Here is a 17,291-nt window from a genome sequence, read left to right as displayed (position 1 = left end):
TCGCTCTAGTAGCGATCTTTATTATAAAAATGATTGAGCAATTTGATGTGGTCACGCTCAGTCGCGACCTAAGAGCAGGAGATACGCAATGGCATTATGGGGCGGTAGATTTACCCAAGCAGCAGACACGAGGTTCAAAGAGTTCAACGATTCACTTCGCTTTGATTACCGATTGGCTGAACAAGACATTGTGGGCTCTATAGCATGGTCAAAGGCGTTGGTGTCAGTGAATGTTTTGGGCGAAGAGGAGCAGCAAAAACTAGAACTTGCGCTCAACGAACTCAAACTGGAAGTGATGGAAGATCCTGAGCAGATCTTACGCTCTGATGCAGAAGATATTCACTCTTGGGTTGAGCAGCAGTTGATCAGCAAAGTGGGTGATTTAGGCAAAAAGCTGCACACTGGGCGCTCTCGTAATGACCAAGTCGCGACCGATTTAAAATTGTGGTGCCGCCAGCAAGGTCAGCAATTACTGTTGGGGTTAGATCGCCTGCAAACGAAACTAGTGTCGGTTGCTCAGCAGCACCAAGCGACGGTTTTGCCCGGTTATACCCACCTGCAACGTGCGCAACCAGTGACCTTTGCGCATTGGTGTTTGGCCTATGTTGAAATGTTTGAGCGTGATTATTCTCGTTTAAATGATGCGATTAAGCGCCTTGATACTTGTCCACTTGGCTCCGGCGCGCTGGCAGGTACGGCCTATCCGATTGATCGTGAACAGCTTGCTCATCATTTAGGGTTTCGCCGTGCCACGCGTAACTCGCTCGATTCAGTATCTGACCGAGATCACGTGATGGAATTGATGTCGGTGGCGTCGATCTCGATGCTGCATTTATCGCGCTTGGCGGAAGATATGATCTTCTACAACTCGGGTGAGTCTGGTTTTATCGAACTGGCTGACACCGTGACTTCGGGTTCATCCTTGATGCCGCAAAAGAAAAACCCTGATGCATTAGAGCTGATCCGTGGCAAAACTGGCCGTGTTTATGGCTCGCTTGCGGGCATGATGATGACGGTCAAAGCCTTACCATTGGCTTATAACAAAGATATGCAAGAAGACAAAGAAGGGCTGTTTGACGCGCTGGATACTTGGAACGACTGCATGGAAATGGCTGCGCTTTGCTTTGATGGCATCAAAATTAAAACCGAACGGACTTTAGAAGCGGCCAAACAAGGCTATGCCAATGCTACCGAATTAGCTGATTATTTAGTCGCCAAAGGGATCCCTTTCCGTGAAGCGCACCACATTGTGGGCGTAGCGGTGGTTGGCGCGATCGCGAAAGGGTGTGCGCTTGAAGAACTGACCCTTGCCGAGCTTAAAGAGTTTTCGTCGGTCATTGAAGATGATGTTTATGCGATCCTCACCATCGAATCTTGCTTAGAAAAACGCAGCGCTTTAGGTGGCGTTTCGCCAAAACAAGTGGCCTATGCGGTTGATCAAGCCAAAGCGCGTTTAGACAAACGTGACACCACGGCGGTGAAAGTTCGTCCTGCCCGTTTGACGGATATTGAAACGCTAGAAAGTATGGTCACTTATTGGGCGAATATGGGAGAAAATCTGCCTCGTTCACGCAATGAGTTGGTGCGCGATATTGGTTCGTTTGCCGTGGCGGAACACCATGGTGAAGTGACGGGATGCGCCTCGTTATATGTCTATGACTCTGGGTTGGCTGAAATTCGTTCGCTTGGTGTAGAAGCAGGTTGGCAAGGTCAAGGACAAGGAAAAGCGATCGTCTCGTATTTGGTGAATAAAGCGCGGCAAATGGCGATTAAGAAAGTGTTTGTTCTGACTCGAACGCCAGAGTTTTTCATGAAGCATGATTTTATTCCAACCTCAAAAAGCTTACTGCCAGAGAAAGTGCTCAAAGATTGTGAACAATGCCCACGGCAGCACGCTTGTGATGAAGTGGCGCTTGAGATCAATTTGGTTGAGCAGATCATCAAGCGAGTCAACGTCGCTTAATGCGTTGATTACCAACGCGATCATTGCCGTTAATGAGGCCTTGGAAAAAGATCTCAAAAAGATCGAATGATCACGGAACAATTTAAGAAAAGCGTGGTCTATAACTGTACCACTGCTTTTTCTTAGAAGAATCTAAGAAGGCCCCAAACCTACTATTGGTTCTGGGGCTTTTTCTTTTGTGCTCTTTAGCTTTTTATTTGTCGCGCCCTTGCCGCTTACGCCAAGGGAGTACCACAAACTTCATCCACAGATGTAAAAACAGCAAACCGTTAAAGGCAAAACCCGCTATTAGCAAGCTGATCGATTCAATGGTTTTAGGGTTCTCCCTGCATAACCACCACCACACAAGCCAGCACCCAACAGACAAAACAGTGAGCTGATCCATACAACGTTGGCAGCGGCCGATTTTTTTCCAAAACCACGAAGATTGGCAGTTATTGCAAGGCATAAGCGCGTTCATTGAAAGAGAAAATAACGGCAGTATAACGTGCGCGAAGGTGTGAGTCTAAGGCGCGGCTGAAACTAAAGCGTATAAAAAACGGCCGCACAAGGGCGACCGCATGAATGGATGTTGAAAATTAACAGCCCGGACCGCAGTCCATGCAATGCTTTATCATCTCAGGACCTAAATGCAGTTTAGCGTTTAGATCACGCAGCGCGGTGCGCACGCCTTCTTCAATTACGGGGTGATAAAAAGGCATATCCAACATCTGTGAAATCGTCATCTGATTTTGATGTGCCCACGCCAGTAAATGAGCCAAGTGCTCCGCATTCGGTCCCATCATTTCAGCGCCTAAAAATCGCCCTGTTCCTTGTTCGCCATACACATGCAATAACCCTTTATTGCGCAGCATGACGCGTGAACGGCCTTGATTTTCAAACGATACAGTACCGATAGCAAAACAGCCACAATTTCCCAAACGAGTGGTTAGCTGTTTGTAGGATTCACCGACCATCGCAATTTGTGGGTCTGAAAAAACCGCTGAGATAGAAGAACGACGAAGCCCGGCACGAATATCTGGGTAGCGGCCAGCGTTATCCCCTGCAATACGACCTTGATCGGCTGCTTCATGAAGCAGTGGCAGTTGATTACTGGCATCACCAGCAATGAAAATACTGTCTACAGAGGTTTGCAGCGTATAGTGATCGGCCGTTGGTACGCCGCGCGCATCAAGGGCTACATCGGTATTTTCAAGTGCCAATTTATCTACGTTCGGGCGACGACCGGTTGCCGCCAACACATAGTCAACGACAAATGTCTCGAGCTGCCCTTCACGGTTGATGAATTGGATTTCAACTTTGTCGTTTTGGCCTGTTGGAGAAGCAATGCGTTTCATGCTTTCTACTTTAACGTCAGCGTCTAAATAGAATTCTTCCTTAAACGTTTTATCGGCGTAAGCCATCACATCAGGGTCGGTTAATGGGCCAACTTGTCCACCAATGCCGAACAGCTTCACTTTTACCCCTAAACGATGCAAGGCTTGGCCTAGTTCTAAGCCAATCACCCCAGGGCCAAATACGGCAACAGATTCGGGTAAGTCGTCCCACTCAAATAGGTCATCATTAATGATTAAGCGATCGCCAAGTTCATGCCATACCGCGGGGTAGGCTGGGCGAGAACCGGTAGCAATCACGATCCGCTTGGCGCTGATTTGGGTATGGTTGTCAACTTGCAGGGTGTGGTTGTCGATAAATTGGGCGTAGCCTGAGATTTTGTCTTCAGCGGGGATCTCCTCAACGCCTTCAAGCACAAATCCGACAAAGCGGTCACGTTCACGTTTTACCCGCGCCATCACTTCACGTCCATTAATGACAATTTCACCTTGAGGATGAACACCAAAAGCAGGAGCTTTGTGGATGTGATGGACGCTTTCAGCGGCCGCAATCAGTAACTTAGATGGCATGCAGCCGACGCGAGCGCATGTGGTTCCGTATGGGCCACCTTCGATCATGACGACACTAGTCGCATGTGCTTTTGCTGCACGATAAGCGCCGAGTCCTGCGGTCCCACCACCAATAATGGCTACATCAACGTTTAACTGTTTCATCATCGCTTTCTCTAAATTTGGAATGTGAATAGTCGATGGCAACATTTAATAATGCTGTCATTGAGTCTAAATGAGGAGGATGCCCTAGGAAGATTTTCCTAGGGCAGGCGTGATTAGCCCAGGTAAGCTTCTAGCTCTTCGCTGCCGCCGATGTGTTTACCACCAACGAAAACTTGCGGAACGGTGGTACGGCCTGTGATAGCTCGTAAGCTCACTGTGGTTGCATCTTTACCCAATACCACTTCTTCATATTGAAGACCGTGGTCAATCAAAAGTTGTTTTGCTTTAGTGCAGAATGGGCAACCTGGTTTAGTAAATACGGTAACCGATTCTTGTGTTTTATAGTTAGGTGCAATGTATTTCAGCATGGTGTCAGCATCTGATACTTTGAACGGGTCACCCGGTTCATCAGCTTCGATAAACATTTTTTCGATGATGCCATCTTTGACTAACATGCTGTAACGCCATGAACGTTTGCCAAAACCGATTTGGCTTTTATCAACTAACATACCCATGCCGTCAGTAAATTCGCCATTGCCATCAGGAATGAAAGTAATATTCTCTGCTTCTTGGTCTGCTTTCCAAGCATTCATCACAAAGGTATCGTTCACCGAAACACATAGGATGTCATCAACGCCATGCTCTTTAAACACCGGGTACAGTTCGTTGTAACGCGGCAAGTGGCTTGATGAACAGGTTGGGGTGAAGGCACCTGGCAAGCTAAATACGATAACGGTTTTACCTTTGAATAATTGATCTGTTGTGAGATTAACCCAAGCATCACCTTGACGAGTAGGGAAAGTGACTTGTGGTACCGCTTGGCCTTCTTTAGATACTAACATTCTATTTTCCTTGTGATTTTCTAAGTTAGGTTATGATTTTAAGAGCCGCTGCTCTCATTTGTTGAAGCCATTATGGAAGAAAACCTTTGATAGCTCCAATCGTTTGATGCTATGGTTTTGATAGGTGGATTCTATTGAGATTGAAGATGAACATTCGTGATTTTGAGTACTTAGTATCATTAGCTGAACATAAACATTTTCGTAAAGCAGCAGAAGCTTGTTTTGTGAGCCAGCCAACACTCAGTGGCCAGATCCGCAAACTGGAGGATGAGCTGGGAACAGTATTATTAGAGCGCAGCAGTCGCCGAGTATTGTTCACCGATTCGGGCCTGCAATTGGTCGATCAGGCCAAGCGTATTTTAAGTGAAATCAAAACCTTCAGAGATATGGCCAGCGGCCAAGGCGGCTCGATGAGTGGTCCTATCCATATTGGATTCATTCCCACTTTAGGCCCCTACCTTTTGCCGCGCATTGTGCCTTTTTTAAAAGAGCAATTTCCTGAACTGGAGCTCTATTTACACGAAGCGCAAACCCAACAGCTTGTGCGCCAGTTAGAAGATGGAAAACTCGATTGTTTAGTGCTGGCCTCCGTTGCGGAAACAGCTCACTTTAAAGAGATTGATCTGTATGACGAAGCATTGAGTATTGCCGTGCCTAGTGGGCATGAGTGGGCTGCAAAAAGTGAAGTAAGTATGTTGGATTTGAAAGGGCGAACGGTATTGGCTTTAGGTGACGGTCATTGCTTACGCGATCAAGCCTTAGGTTTCTGTTTTGCGGCAGGCGCAAAAGATGACGAACGTTTTAAAGCGACCAGCTTAGAGACGCTGCGTAATATGGTCGCAGCGGGTGGGGGAATTACCCTGTTACCAGAGCTCTCTTTACCAGATGTCAAAGAGAAGGATGGCGTTTGTTACCTTAAAGCGGTCAACCCACAGCCTTCACGCCGCTTAGTATTAGCTTATCGGCCGGGATCGCCGTTGAGGCAGCGTTTTGAGCAGTTGGCTCACGCAATCAAAACAAAGCTAAATGAGAAATAAAAAAAGAGGCTAAATTTAGCCTCTTTTTACTGAGCTTTAGAACAGCTCTTCACCTGTAGGTGAAGAGTAGATGTTGTCAGAGACACTCTCTGCGACATACTCGGTTGGCTCTGTGCCTTGAATGAAGTATTCAAACATCGAGCTTGAATCAAACTTATTGGTTAACAAGCCGGTATCGATATCGATTCTTACCCGCACAATATTGGCGGGAATGGGTTTGTCTTGCGCTGGCACATCGACCAGTACTTGACGCATAAAATCAATCCAAGCGGGTTGTGCCGTTTTTGCTCCCGCTTCCGCACCGGATACACCATCGTCATCTACATTGCTGTTTTCGGTTGTCCTACCTAAGTTGCGGTTATGATCATCAAATCCGACCCAAGCAATAGCGACCATGCCCGGTGCATAGCCGTTGTACCACGCATCTTTGGAGTCATTGGTCGTTCCTGTTTTACCACCAATATCACGACGCCCCAGCTTTTGTGCACGCCAGCCTGTACCATTCCAACCTGTTCCTTCACGCCAATTTCCGCCACCCCAAATATTGCTGTACATCATCTCTCGGACAAGAAATGCGTTTTGTTCGGAAATTACTTGTGGAGCATAGTGCGATGCAACATCTTGTTCATCGAACTCATTTGTGTCTGGGGTGCATTGCTGTTGGCAAACGACTTTTGGTGTGGCTTGATACTCAAGTTTGCCAAAGGGATCTTCAACTTTGCTGATGTAATAGGGTTCAACATAATAGCCACCATTGGCAAACACGGAATAACCTTGCGCCATCTTAACCGGCGTTAAGCTCCCCGCACCTAAGGCTATGGTTTCTGAGCGTGGTACTTGGTCAATATCAAAACCAAAGCGAGTGAGATACTCACGTGTTTCATCCAGCCCAACAGCGCGTAGCACTCTCACCGCCATCACGTTTTTGGATTGAGCCAAGCCAACGCGAAGACGAGTTGGGCCAATATAAGTCGGTGGTGAGTTTTTAGGACGCCATGCTGTACCTTGGCTTTGGTCCCACTGGTTAATCGGCGCATCATTAATGAGCGTCGCTAAGGTCATGCCTTTATCGATGGCGGCAGAGTAGATAAAGGGTTTAATACTTGAGCCGACTTGACGCACCGATTGAGTCGCACGGTTAAATTTATTGTGCACAAAGTTAAAGCCGCCAACCAGCGCCAGTACCGCACCATTTTCTGGGTTCATGGCAACAAAGGCAGTGTTGGCATTGGGTACTTGGCTTAAGTACCACTGTGGTACTTCGTCGGTGGTATGCTCATCACTGTATTCAGCACGATTACGTACCCAAATTTGTTCACCAGCGGCGATGATTTCCGTCGCTGTACTCGGAACCGGTCCTTGTCGAGAATCAGTTAAGAAACGGCGAGCCCAGTTCATGCCTTGCCATTCAATGGTCTGCAATCCTTGGTTCTTAACCCAAACCGTAGCCGATTGGCTGCTTACGTGGGTAACGACGGCTGGTAATAAATCTCCATAAGTCGGCTCATTATTTAAGTGCTCGGCCAGTTGCTGTTCATTCAATGGCGTTTGGCCTTCTTTCCAAACTACTTTTTCAGCACCGCGATAGCCATGACGCTCATCATAGGCGAGTAGGTTATTGATTGCAGCTTTACTCGCGGCTTGCTGCTGTTTGGAATCTACCGTTGTGGTGACAATCATGCCAGAGGTATAGGCCGACTCTTCACCATAGCGCTCCACCATCCATGAACGGGCGATTTCTGCCACATAAGGTGCATTAAGTTCAATTTCAGCACCGTGGTATTTCGACATTAAGGGCTCAGAGCGGGCTTGCGCATATTGCGCTGGGGTTATGTATTTCTCATCAAGCATTCTCTGTAGTACCACGTTACGGCGGTTAGTCGCGCGATCTAGAGAATAGATAGGGTTCATAGTTGAAGGTGCTTTGGGAAGTCCTGCAATCAGGGCAATTTCACTCAGCGTTAAATCTTTGACTTCTTTTCCAAAATAAACTTGGGCTGCCGCTCCAATTCCATACGATCGGTAACCGAGATAAATTTTATTGAGATAAAGCTCTAGGATTTCTTTTTTCGTCAGCAATTGTTCGATATGAATAGCGATAAAAATCTCTTTGATTTTTCGCATGATCTTCTTCTCATTAGAGAGGTAGAAGTTACGAGCAAGCTGCTGAGTAATGGTACTTGCACCTTGTTTAGCGCTACCTGAGGCGATCACAGCGACCGCAGCACGAGTGATACCAATTGGGTCAAAACCATAGTGTTCATAGAAGCGGCTATCTTCGGTGGCGATAATTGCTTCGATAAGTTCAGGCGGGATCTCTTCAATACGCAACGGAACTCGGCGCTTTTCTCCAAATTGGGCGATGAGCTTGCCATCTTGACTATAGACCTGCATCGGTGTCTGCAATTGTACATCACGTAAAGTCGCTACATCGGGGAGGTCTGGCTTCACGTAAAAATAGAAGCCAAATATCGTAGTGACTCCAAGAATAATGCAAATCAATGAAAGTAATAACAATCGCTTTATGAACTTCACCGGATAATCCCTGTTTAGTTAAGGCTGCCCTTATGCAAACCCTTGTACTCTAGGCTAAAAATTTAGCTCTAAAAATAAATTGTGGCTTATTTAACCTCAAAATAAGCAAATCGAGCTAAGCCTAAGCAGCGTTACTGGAGCTAAGCCGTATGGGTAAATCAATGGTTACGGGTATAGATATTGGCCACCATAGTATTAAAGCGGTGGTGTTAAAGCTAGCGGGTGATTCATATGCACTCGTCGGTTATAAAGAATTATTTATTACTGAGGACATATTCTCCGATAACCACACGCTGGATTATCAGAAAATTGTAAAGAAACTCAAAGAACTAAGAAAGGGTTTACCACTATTTAGTCACAAAGTCGCCATATCGGTACCGGACAATGCGGTAATAAGTAAGGTATTACAGATAGATAGTGACCTGCAGGCGCGTGAAAAAGAGTTTGCTATTTATCAGGCATTTTCTCATCAGTCACCGTTCCCGATAGAAGAACTGAGTCTCGATTTCGTCAAAGTGATGGAAAAAAGCGTAAGTCGCAGTAGCACCGTAAGTTATCAAGTTTACGCCACTCGTAAAGACGTCGTGGAAAGCCGTGCGTTAGCGGCTCAAAAAGCGGGCTTTTTACCGATCGCGGTTGATGTGCAAATACACAGTTTGTTAAACATTTGGCAGTTGGCGAGCAGGGCACAACATCGCAGCGATTGGATGCTCATGGATGTGGGCCATACCCAAACGGCGCTCTGTATTGATTTTACTGATAAAGCCCCTTTTCATAAAGAAATCCCTCTCGGTTGTCAGTGGTTGTCCCAAGACAGCGCGATGTCGGGCACCAATGCGGAATTAGCCGATAAAAACGAGCGCTTTGTGCATGAGTTGATCGAGCGACTTCAACGTCAGTTGCAGCTTTTCACCTCCGTCAATGGCGCGGGTAGTTTAGCAGGCATTTGGCTCTCAGGTGGTGGTGCAGATACTCCGATGTTGGCGCAAGAGATTTCGCGGCGTCTCAAGCTTGAGTGCGAAATTCTCGATCCCTTCCTTCTGTTTAACAATAAGTTAGCGAAACGCCTGCGAGATAAGCAGTCTGGGCAGAGTTTTAGCACCGCGGCTGGCCTTGCACTGCGTGGTATCGAGTGGTTGGAGTCTTCTCATGTTGCATAGCATTAACTTACTGCCTTGGCGAGAGGAACAAAGAGCGGCGCATAAGCGTCGTTTTATGGGCTTGGTCGTCTTAGGTGTGATGAGCGCTGTTGGTATTCAATGGGGTATCGGTTTGTATTTCTCTGGGCAAGCACAGCAGCAAGAGTCTCGTCTGGCCTATTTGAATCAATACATTCAGCAGCTTGATAAACAGATCAATGCATTAAAAATGACGGAACAAGAACACAAGGCACTATTAACTCGCTTATCGGTTGTTGAGTCATTGCAAAGCCAACGCAATAAAACCACCGAGTTGATGAACCTGATGCCACAGCTTATGCCTGAAGGAGTCTACGTCGATAAGATCAAAATGAATGGTGAAGAAATTGAAATTACGGGCATCAGTGACAGCACTGCGCGTCTTGCGACCATGCTCGATAATTTTGAAAAATCAGCCTTACTTTCCGATGTCAACATGCACTCTATCGTGCACGGTAATAAGCGATTTGGTAAGGAATTTCAGACGTTTAAAGTGTCATTTATGTTTCATTCCCCGACACCACAGGGCTCTGTGCTAACCAAGATTCGGCCTACAGGAGCTGTCCATGACTAGTTTTCAAGATCTTGATATGGATGAAATGGCTGAATGGCCGTTGCTGCCTCAACTGCTGGTTATTTTGGTGTTGATGCTGATTATTCAAGGCGTTGGTGCGTGGTTCTACCTGATGCCTCAAAATGAGCAATTGCAGAACTTAAAACAGCAAGAAGATGTGCTGAAATCGACCTTACGGATTAAGGCCAGCAAAGCCGCCACCTTACCCCAGTTGCAAGCTCAACTGGATGAATTAACTGAACGTTATGATTTTTTATTACGCCAATTACCCGTGCAAAAAGAGCTCGCAAGCATGCTCGCATCGGTCAATGAACTAGGGCTAGATAATGCGTTAACCTTTACACGTATTGATTGGGGAGAAAAACAGAATAAAGAGTTTCTGTATCGTTTGCCGCTCAATATCGAATTAACTGGGAATTACCACGACATTGGTGATTTCTCAGAGGCGATCGCGAAATTGCCCCGCATTATTAATTTCGATGATGTTGATTGGCAACGGGTTAGCCAGGAAAGCAGCACGTTACATTTTAGGGTGCGCGCTTATACCTATCAATTCAAGCAAGAGGTGGACGATGAAAAACAATAATCTGCTGCTGATGGTGCTGTTTAGTACCAGTGTATTGGTTGGTTGTAAGGCGAATCAAGATTCATTGAAGGTTTATGTGGAGCAGGTCGAGGGGCAAGCACGCAAAGAAGTCTCCAAATTAAAACCCATTATTCAATTTGAAGTTGCTCATTATGCGCAACATGAATCCCGCGAACCTTTTGTGCTGCCTAAAGAAGCGATTGTACAAAATCAGCCTGTAGTGAAGGCAGACTGCTGGCAACCTCCGGCTCGCAGTAAAAATGGCCAACTAGAGCGCTATCCGCTTAATCAACTGCGATTAAAAGGCGTGATGAGTAGCGGGGGCGCGGTATCGGCATTAGTGCAAACGCCCCAAGGCAAGGTCGTCAACGTGAAAGCGGGACAATATTTAGGTTTGAATCACGGCAAAGTTACTCGAGTTGATTCCAATTACCTGCTGATCAATGAAACCTTGCCAGACGGCTTAGGTTGTTGGAATCAACGTAACGTCAAATTGGCTCTGAAATAGAATTTGAATTTAGAGAAATCACTATGATTAAAGGACTACAGACACAAATGACTATGGTATTTCGGAGCCTCTTATTTGGCTTATTATTGAGTATGGCAGGGCTAAGTGTGGCGGCAGAAACGGCGCAGACCAACGAGCTTAAAGGCATTGATTTTCGAGTCAATAAAAACAAAGACGCTGTATTGATTGTTGAACTCGTATCACCTTCGACAGTAGTTAATGTGCAGAAAGTGGCTGACGGTTTACAAATTGAACTGCTTAAGACGGATGTCTCCAATGAGAAACTGTATGTCTTAGACGTCAAAGATTTTGCAACCGTTGTTGAGAGTATCGAGGTATTGCGCAAAGAGCCAAGTACACAGTTACTGGCGACCATTCATGGCGAGTTTAAGTATGATTACAGCTTGAAAGGGAAATACCTTGAGGTGGTAATTGGCAAACTGAAAGAACAAGAAAAACCTAAGCCGAAGAGCATTCTTGAGAAAGAGGGCAAGCTTATCTCGATTAACTTTCAAGATATTCCTGTGCGAAATGTTTTGCAGCTTATCGCAGATTATAACGCGTTTAACCTAGTCGTCTCAGATTCGGTCACTGGTAACCTGACGCTACGGCTTGATGGCGTGCCTTGGCAGCAAGTGCTCGATATCATTTTGCAAGTCAAGGGATTAGATAAGCGTGTTGACGGCAATGTGATTTTAGTTGCACCTAAAGAAGAGTTGGATTTACGTGAAAAGCAGCAGCTTGAAAAGGCACGTTTGGCTGAAGAGTTGGGCGATCTGCGTTCTGAAATCATCAAAATTAATTTTGCTAAGGCGTCTGATATTGCGCAGATGATTGGTGGCGAAGGGGCAGTCAGCATGTTGTCTGAGCGAGGTTCCATCAGTATCGACGAGCGAACCAACTCACTGCTGATCCGCGAATTGGCTGAGAATATTGTGGTGATACGCCAAATTATTGAATCGCTCGATATCCCGGTCAAACAGGTACAGATTGAAGCGCGCATTGTTACGGTCAACGAAGGTAATTTGGATGAACTTGGCGTACGCTGGGGCTTTACTTCGACCAATGGTAACAACACCGCAGGCGGAAGTATTGAAAGTAATTTATTCCAAGTGGGCAAGTTGGGGGAAAGCACATTGCCCGTTGATGACTTCCTTAACGTAAACTTAGCGGCGACCTCTGCTAACGCCTCAAGTATTGCCTTCCAAGTGGCTAAGTTGGGGTCGGATATGTTGTTGGATTTAGAGCTTTCAGCGCTGCAACGTGAGTCGAAAGCGGAGATTATTTCCAGCCCTCGTTTGATCACGACAAACAAGAAGCCAGCTTATATCGAGCAGGGTACGGAGATCCCTTATCTGGAGTCTTCTTCCAGCGGGGCAACGACGGTCGCCTTCAAAAAAGCGGTGCTGAGTTTAAAAGTGACGCCGCAGATAACGCCGGATAATCGTTTAGTGTTAGATCTCAGTGTCACTCAAGACCGGCCTGGGGATATTGTAAAAACAGGGACGGGAGAAGCGGTTGCAATTAATACTCAGCGTATTGGCACTCAAGTATTGGTCAATAATGGAGAAACCGTGGTCCTTGGTGGAATATTCCAACATAGCGTCAACAATACGGTGGATAAGGTTCCATTGCTTGGTGATTTGCCATTACTTGGTGCATTGTTCCGCCGTTCCTATGAGCAAGTGGGCAAAAGTGAGCTGCTGATTTTCGTGACACCGAAAGTCGTCATTCAATAACTTACGGCTGATATTGCGATTGGTTAAAAAATAAAGTTGCATTAGTGGCACCATATCTAGATAATTTCGGGTCTTATCACGAATCATCTGTGAGGAATAGGTGCCACGAGCGTCTTAACGGTCAGTATTATACTGGCTAATCTTGTGGCGATGTCATTGAATTAACGTTGTAAATTACTGCTAAACATGGCTGAGAAACGCAATATTTTCCTTGTTGGCCCAATGGGCGCCGGCAAAAGTACAATTGGTAGACATCTTGCTCAACAACTGCATATGGAGTTTTTAGACTCAGATACAGTCATTGAAGAGCGTACAGGCGCAGATATCGCATGGGTATTTGACGTCGAAGGTGAAGAGGGCTTCCGTAAACGTGAGGAAGCTGTAATTAATGACCTAACCGAGAAACAAGGTATTGTACTCGCAACAGGCGGTGGTTCTGTTAAGAGTAAAGAAAACCGTAATCGTTTATCTGCTCGTGGTATTGTGGTCTACCTTGAAACGACGATTGAAAAACAACTTGCACGCACGAACCGTGACAAAAAACGGCCATTGCTTCAAACAGACAATCCACGTGAAGTCTTAGAATGCTTGGCTGATGAACGTAACGATCTTTACGCTGAGATTGCTGATTTTACGGTTCGTACTGACGATCAAGGTGCAAAAGTGGTAGCCAACGAGATCGTAAAAATGCTAGAAGAACATTCCTAAGTTCTTTATTTGGAGTGCAAACCATGGAACGGATTACGGTCAGTTTAGATGAGCGTAGCTACCCAATCTCAATTGGCGCCGGATTATTTAATGATCCGGCCCTCCTTTCTTTCTTATCGGCCAAACAAAAAGTCGTCGTCATCAGTAATGTGACGGTCGCGCCTTTGTACGCGGATAAAATCTTCGCCCTTCTTGCACCGCATGCTTGTAACGTCTCCTTGCTTGAACTGCCAGATGGCGAGCAGTACAAAACTTTAGATACATTTAACACGGTGATGAGTTACCTGCTGGAAGGTAATTACAGTCGTGATGTGGTGATCATCGCTTTAGGTGGTGGCGTGATTGGTGATTTAGTTGGATTCGCCGCAGCCTGTTATCAGCGCGGAGTCGATTTTATCCAAATACCGACCACGCTGCTTTCGCAAGTGGACTCCTCCGTTGGCGGTAAAACCGCGGTCAATCATGCTTTAGGTAAAAACATGATTGGTGCATTTTATCAGCCGAAAGCCGTCATCATTGATACTGAATGTTTGGCGACTTTACCTGCGCGAGAATTTGCCGCTGGTATGGCGGAAGTGATCAAATATGGCATCATTTACGATCATGATTTCTTTGTCTGGCTGGAAGAGAATCTCGATAAACTCTATGCCTTAGATGAGCAAGCGCTAAGTTATGCCATCGCTCGCTGCTGTCAAATTAAAGCCGATGTGGTCGCTCAAGATGAAAAAGAGTCGGGAATTCGCGCGTTGTTGAACCTAGGTCATACATTTGGTCATGCGATTGAAGCGCAGCTCGGGTATGGTAATTGGCTACACGGTGAAGCGGTTTCTGCCGGAACTGTGATGGCCGCTAAAACGGCGCAGTTACAAGGTTTAATTAACGATCAGCAAGTTGAGCGGATTGTTTCTATACTCAAAAGAGCAAATTTACCGATTCATACGCCCGAAAGCATGTCGTTTTCTGACTTTATGCAACACATGATGCGTGATAAAAAAGTGCTTTCAGGCGAACTACGTTTGGTGCTACCAACCAGTATTGGTACATCACAAGTAGTGAAAGGTGTACCCGAAGCGGTCATTGAACAAGCGATTGACTTCTGCCGCACCCTGTAAATCTTCATTGATACTAATTTGACAGTTGTCTGTCAGTAGGACGGCCTAATGAGTTTGGCGAATGAATTACGTATATTGGAATTAGATTCGCAAGTCGAGCTACTTGAGCGTTTGCAATTATTGACCAATTTTGGCTCAAATGTCATTACCGTTGGTGGTGGATTAGGTTTTGGTAAATCTTGGTTAGCGCAGCGTTATTTAGAAGCGTGGGCCGAAGATAAAAACCAATCGCTGTTGCTGTGTCATCCCAATCAAGATGACCAGCAGCGTCGAGCGACCATTCTTACCCAAATCGTTTCAGGCCCGTTATTTAATCCTCATGATACACTTTCTGACAGCTTAGCTCGTCTGCTAGATGGTGGCGGTTGTGATGTGGTGATTGTTGTCGATGACGCTCATCTACTCTCCGAAACCTTAGTGTCTGAGCTATGGATGCTGGTGTTAGAAGCACAAGCCAATCCATTGTGGACCATCAATGTCGTATTATTTGCACAAGCTAATAGCCTTGATGCTTTGCTGACTCGTTTAAGCTACGGACAAGAGCATAAACCCGTAGAGCTTGAGATTGAAGCCCTAAGCAATGAAGAAGCGGATCGCTTTTTTGAAAATCTGGTCATGCGTTATGTACCCGATGAGATGGAGCGCCGCGTACGCAACGCTTACAAAAAGGTGAAACGCGTGCCTGGGGAAATCATGGCATTAGGAGAGCAGAAAATGGAAAAAAGGATCATCATCCGTTCGATTATCGGTTCTCCTGTGCAGATCGCTGCCTTGGTTTTACTGCTTCTGCTCATCATCGGTGGAGGTTACTGGTGGCTATTTACCCAGCCCTCACCCGATGAGCAAGCGTCGCAAATTACAGGCACACTCGAGCAGACGGTGATTCCGACGCTAGGGGATGCTGCTGCACCAACAGTCAATACGCTTAACGATGATTCAGCAACTGACGCCGCCAATAATGGGAAGGAGCTTGCGAAAAGTGACCCGAGTTATTTAGATGCTGAAGATGATTCCAGTTCGTTACCACCCGATGTGATGGAGAATTCAGAGAGCGTGGGCATAATTGACAGCGATCAGCAACGAGTGGTGATTGAGTCTGATGTTGTGGATGCGCTTTTGGAAGGCAATTCGACCAAAGCCGATACGTCAGTGATTAATAATGCACTTGCTGATGCACAAAACCGCACGGCGCAAACTGTGCCCGTAAGTGAGACTGCCACTGCTGCTGCGCCAACGAAAATCACTTTCTCCTTTGCGAGAGAAGAACTCAAAGCCTTTTCGCCACGCAGCTATACTTTGCAATTAGCGGCAGTCAGTTCGCTTGCTGAAGCACAAAACTTTATTAACACCTACGCGCTGCAAGAAAAGGTGCGTATTTATCCGACAGCACGCAATGATGTGGAGTGGTACATCATCACCTATGGTAATTATCCAACCATCCAGTTTGCGCGTGATGCCGTTGAAACCTTACCGAAAGCGTTGCAATTGCAAGGCCCTTGGGCCAAATCGCTCAGCCAAGTACAGCGAGAGATTGATCGTGCGAAATAACGCTGAGCTTGACGCAAAAATATGTTACATTCCGCAGCCTTATTTCGTGGTTGAAAGATAGAGCAGTAAATGAAGAAGCAGCGTGCCTTTCTTAAATGGGCTGGTGGTAAGTATGGCCTAGTCGAAGAGATTCAACGTCACCTGCCGCCAGCGCGTAAACTGGTTGAACCCTTTGTTGGTGCTGGCTCTGTGTTCCTCAATACTGATTTTGAACAGTATTTGTTGGCCGATATCAATCCTGATCTCATCAACTTGTACAACCTGATCAAAGATCAACCTGAACTGTACATCACCGAATCTAAGCGTTGGTTCACGGCCGATAACAACCGTAAAGAAGCGTATCTCGATATTCGCAAAGAGTTCAATAAAACCGATGACGTACTGTATCGTTCGTTGGCGTTTTTATACATGAACCGTTTTGGTTTTAATGGTTTATGTCGCTACAACAAAAAAGGCGGTTTCAATGTGCCTTTTGGTTCTTACAAAAAGCCTTATTTCCCGCAAGCAGAATTGGAGTTTTTTGCCGAGAAAGCCAAGAAAGCGACCTTTATTTGCGAAGGATACGAAGAGACGTTTCGTCGTGCTCGCAAGGGCTGTGTTGTCTATTGCGATCCGCCATACGCGCCACTCTCTACTACCGCCAATTTTACTTCTTATTCTGGTAATGGCTTTTCATTGGATGATCAAGCCTCATTGGCCGATGTCGCCGAAAAAGCCGCCAATGATCGTGGCATACCGGTACTGATTTCCAATCATGACACTAAGTTAACGCGCCGTTTATATCATGGTGCAGAACTTAACGTGGTCAAGGTTAAGCGCACCATTAGCCGTAATGGAGCAGGGCGCAACAAAGTAGATGAGTTGTTGGCACTGTTCAATACAGCGGAATGCGAAGGTTAACATTTCGCAGTTA

The 17,291-nt window shown here is 46.1% G+C and carries 15 protein-coding genes; 11 read left to right on the top strand and 4 right to left on the bottom strand.

What is annotated here, in order from left to right; translation table 11 throughout:
- Window positions 1-88 precede the first annotated feature (88 nt).
- Entirely contained in the window at window positions 89-1,963 is a 1,875-nt protein-coding gene (gene argH / locus AACT23_RS14510; protein WP_013855879.1) for an argininosuccinate lyase, read from the top strand.
- Between the two features lie 193 nt (window positions 1,964-2,156).
- Here argH and AACT23_RS14505 read toward each other — a convergent pair whose 3' ends face one another.
- The 3 genes from AACT23_RS14505 to AACT23_RS14495 all read right to left on the bottom strand — a co-directional run bounded on the left by AACT23_RS14505 (window position 2,157) and on the right by AACT23_RS14495 (window position 4,853).
- On the bottom strand, window positions 2,157-2,411 hold the full coding sequence (locus AACT23_RS14505) for a DUF3624 domain-containing protein (protein WP_013855880.1): 255 nt from the start codon (window positions 2,409-2,411) through the stop codon (window positions 2,157-2,159).
- 130 nt (window positions 2,412-2,541) lie between these two features.
- The gene (locus tag AACT23_RS14500; RefSeq protein ID WP_094127539.1) at window positions 2,542-4,011 is read right to left on the bottom strand and encodes a dihydrolipoyl dehydrogenase; all 1,470 of its coding nucleotides are present in this window, start codon (window positions 4,009-4,011) and stop codon (window positions 2,542-2,544) included.
- A gap of 113 nt (window positions 4,012-4,124) precedes the next feature.
- Window positions 4,125-4,853, bottom strand: coding sequence for a redoxin family protein (locus AACT23_RS14495; RefSeq protein ID WP_013855882.1), 729 nt, complete (start codon window positions 4,851-4,853; stop codon window positions 4,125-4,127).
- 146 nt (window positions 4,854-4,999) lie between these two features.
- Here AACT23_RS14495 and oxyR point away from each other — a divergent pair, with 146 nt between their 5' ends.
- Complete coding sequence (gene oxyR / locus AACT23_RS14490; RefSeq protein ID WP_026027425.1) at window positions 5,000-5,890, top strand: DNA-binding transcriptional regulator OxyR; 891 nt, start codon at window positions 5,000-5,002, stop codon at window positions 5,888-5,890.
- A 36-nt stretch (window positions 5,891-5,926) separates the two neighbouring features.
- Here the strand turns inward: oxyR and AACT23_RS14485 are convergent, their stop codons facing one another.
- Window positions 5,927-8,425: a penicillin-binding protein 1A gene (locus AACT23_RS14485; protein ID WP_094127500.1), complete on the bottom strand. Its 2,499-nt coding sequence runs from the start codon at window positions 8,423-8,425 to the stop codon at window positions 5,927-5,929.
- A 149-nt stretch (window positions 8,426-8,574) separates the two neighbouring features.
- Here AACT23_RS14485 and pilM point away from each other — a divergent pair, with 149 nt between their 5' ends.
- The 9 genes from pilM to AACT23_RS14440 all read left to right on the top strand — a co-directional run bounded on the left by pilM (window position 8,575) and on the right by AACT23_RS14440 (window position 17,278).
- Window positions 8,575-9,585, top strand: a complete 1,011-nt coding sequence (gene pilM / locus AACT23_RS14480) for a type IV pilus assembly protein PilM (protein ID WP_013855885.1) — start codon at window positions 8,575-8,577, stop codon at window positions 9,583-9,585.
- A complete protein-coding gene (locus AACT23_RS14475; protein WP_017047271.1) occupies window positions 9,575-10,177 on the top strand; it encodes a PilN domain-containing protein in 603 nt (200 codons plus the stop codon). The genes pilM and AACT23_RS14475 overlap by 11 nt, the downstream gene beginning before the upstream one ends.
- Window positions 10,170-10,763: a type 4a pilus biogenesis protein PilO gene (locus AACT23_RS14470; protein WP_094127497.1), complete on the top strand. Its 594-nt coding sequence runs from the start codon at window positions 10,170-10,172 to the stop codon at window positions 10,761-10,763. The genes AACT23_RS14475 and AACT23_RS14470 overlap by 8 nt, the downstream gene beginning before the upstream one ends.
- Window positions 10,750-11,271: a pilus assembly protein PilP gene (locus AACT23_RS14465; RefSeq protein ID WP_017047272.1), complete on the top strand. Its 522-nt coding sequence runs from the start codon at window positions 10,750-10,752 to the stop codon at window positions 11,269-11,271. The genes AACT23_RS14470 and AACT23_RS14465 overlap by 14 nt, the downstream gene beginning before the upstream one ends.
- A 53-nt stretch (window positions 11,272-11,324) precedes the next feature.
- Window positions 11,325-13,010, top strand: coding sequence for a type IV pilus secretin PilQ (locus tag AACT23_RS14460; RefSeq protein ID WP_445286083.1), 1,686 nt, complete (start codon window positions 11,325-11,327; stop codon window positions 13,008-13,010).
- Between the two features lie 186 nt (window positions 13,011-13,196).
- Window positions 13,197-13,718: a shikimate kinase AroK gene (aroK, locus tag AACT23_RS14455; RefSeq protein WP_010317691.1), complete on the top strand. Its 522-nt coding sequence runs from the start codon at window positions 13,197-13,199 to the stop codon at window positions 13,716-13,718.
- 23 nt (window positions 13,719-13,741) lie between these two features.
- Window positions 13,742-14,830, top strand: a complete 1,089-nt coding sequence (aroB, locus tag AACT23_RS14450; RefSeq protein WP_026027426.1) for a 3-dehydroquinate synthase — start codon at window positions 13,742-13,744, stop codon at window positions 14,828-14,830.
- A 48-nt stretch (window positions 14,831-14,878) separates the two neighbouring features.
- On the top strand, window positions 14,879-16,378 hold the full coding sequence (locus AACT23_RS14445) for an SPOR domain-containing protein (protein ID WP_017049208.1): 1,500 nt from the start codon (window positions 14,879-14,881) through the stop codon (window positions 16,376-16,378).
- Between the two features lie 69 nt (window positions 16,379-16,447).
- A complete protein-coding gene (locus AACT23_RS14440; RefSeq protein WP_013855892.1) occupies window positions 16,448-17,278 on the top strand; it encodes a Dam family site-specific DNA-(adenine-N6)-methyltransferase in 831 nt (276 codons plus the stop codon).
- The last annotated feature ends 13 nt before the right edge of the window (window positions 17,279-17,291 follow it).

Origin of the sequence: Vibrio sp. V09_P4A23P171 (genome assembly GCF_963875615.1) — a bacterium.
Taxonomy (GTDB): Bacteria; Pseudomonadota; Gammaproteobacteria; order Enterobacterales; family Vibrionaceae; genus Vibrio; species Vibrio anguillarum.
This window is presented reverse-complemented; position numbering and strand designations above follow the sequence as displayed.

What these genes read in the sequence shown, in the direction of transcription:
- argH (WP_013855879.1), top strand. Translation starts at nt 89, where the DNA reads ATGGCATTATGGGGCGGTAGATTTACCCAAGCAGCAGACACGAGGTTC.
- AACT23_RS14505 (WP_013855880.1), bottom strand. Translation starts at nt 2,411, where the DNA reads ATGCCTTGCAATAACTGCCAATCTTCGTGGTTTTGGAAAAAAATCGGC.
- AACT23_RS14500 (WP_094127539.1), bottom strand. Translation starts at nt 4,011, where the DNA reads ATGAAACAGTTAAACGTTGATGTAGCCATTATTGGTGGTGGGACCGCA.
- AACT23_RS14495 (WP_013855882.1), bottom strand. Translation starts at nt 4,853, where the DNA reads ATGTTAGTATCTAAAGAAGGCCAAGCGGTACCACAAGTCACTTTCCCT.
- oxyR (WP_026027425.1), top strand. Translation starts at nt 5,000, where the DNA reads ATGAACATTCGTGATTTTGAGTACTTAGTATCATTAGCTGAACATAAA.
- pilM (WP_013855885.1), top strand. Translation starts at nt 8,575, where the DNA reads ATGGGTAAATCAATGGTTACGGGTATAGATATTGGCCACCATAGTATT.
- AACT23_RS14475 (WP_017047271.1), top strand. Translation starts at nt 9,575, where the DNA reads ATGTTGCATAGCATTAACTTACTGCCTTGGCGAGAGGAACAAAGAGCG.
- AACT23_RS14470 (WP_094127497.1), top strand. Translation starts at nt 10,170, where the DNA reads ATGACTAGTTTTCAAGATCTTGATATGGATGAAATGGCTGAATGGCCG.
- AACT23_RS14465 (WP_017047272.1), top strand. Translation starts at nt 10,750, where the DNA reads ATGAAAAACAATAATCTGCTGCTGATGGTGCTGTTTAGTACCAGTGTA.
- AACT23_RS14460 (WP_445286083.1), top strand. Translation starts at nt 11,325, where the DNA reads ATGGTATTTCGGAGCCTCTTATTTGGCTTATTATTGAGTATGGCAGGG.
- aroK (WP_010317691.1), top strand. Translation starts at nt 13,197, where the DNA reads ATGGCTGAGAAACGCAATATTTTCCTTGTTGGCCCAATGGGCGCCGGC.
- aroB (WP_026027426.1), top strand. Translation starts at nt 13,742, where the DNA reads ATGGAACGGATTACGGTCAGTTTAGATGAGCGTAGCTACCCAATCTCA.
- AACT23_RS14445 (WP_017049208.1), top strand. Translation starts at nt 14,879, where the DNA reads ATGAGTTTGGCGAATGAATTACGTATATTGGAATTAGATTCGCAAGTC.
- AACT23_RS14440 (WP_013855892.1), top strand. Translation starts at nt 16,448, where the DNA reads ATGAAGAAGCAGCGTGCCTTTCTTAAATGGGCTGGTGGTAAGTATGGC.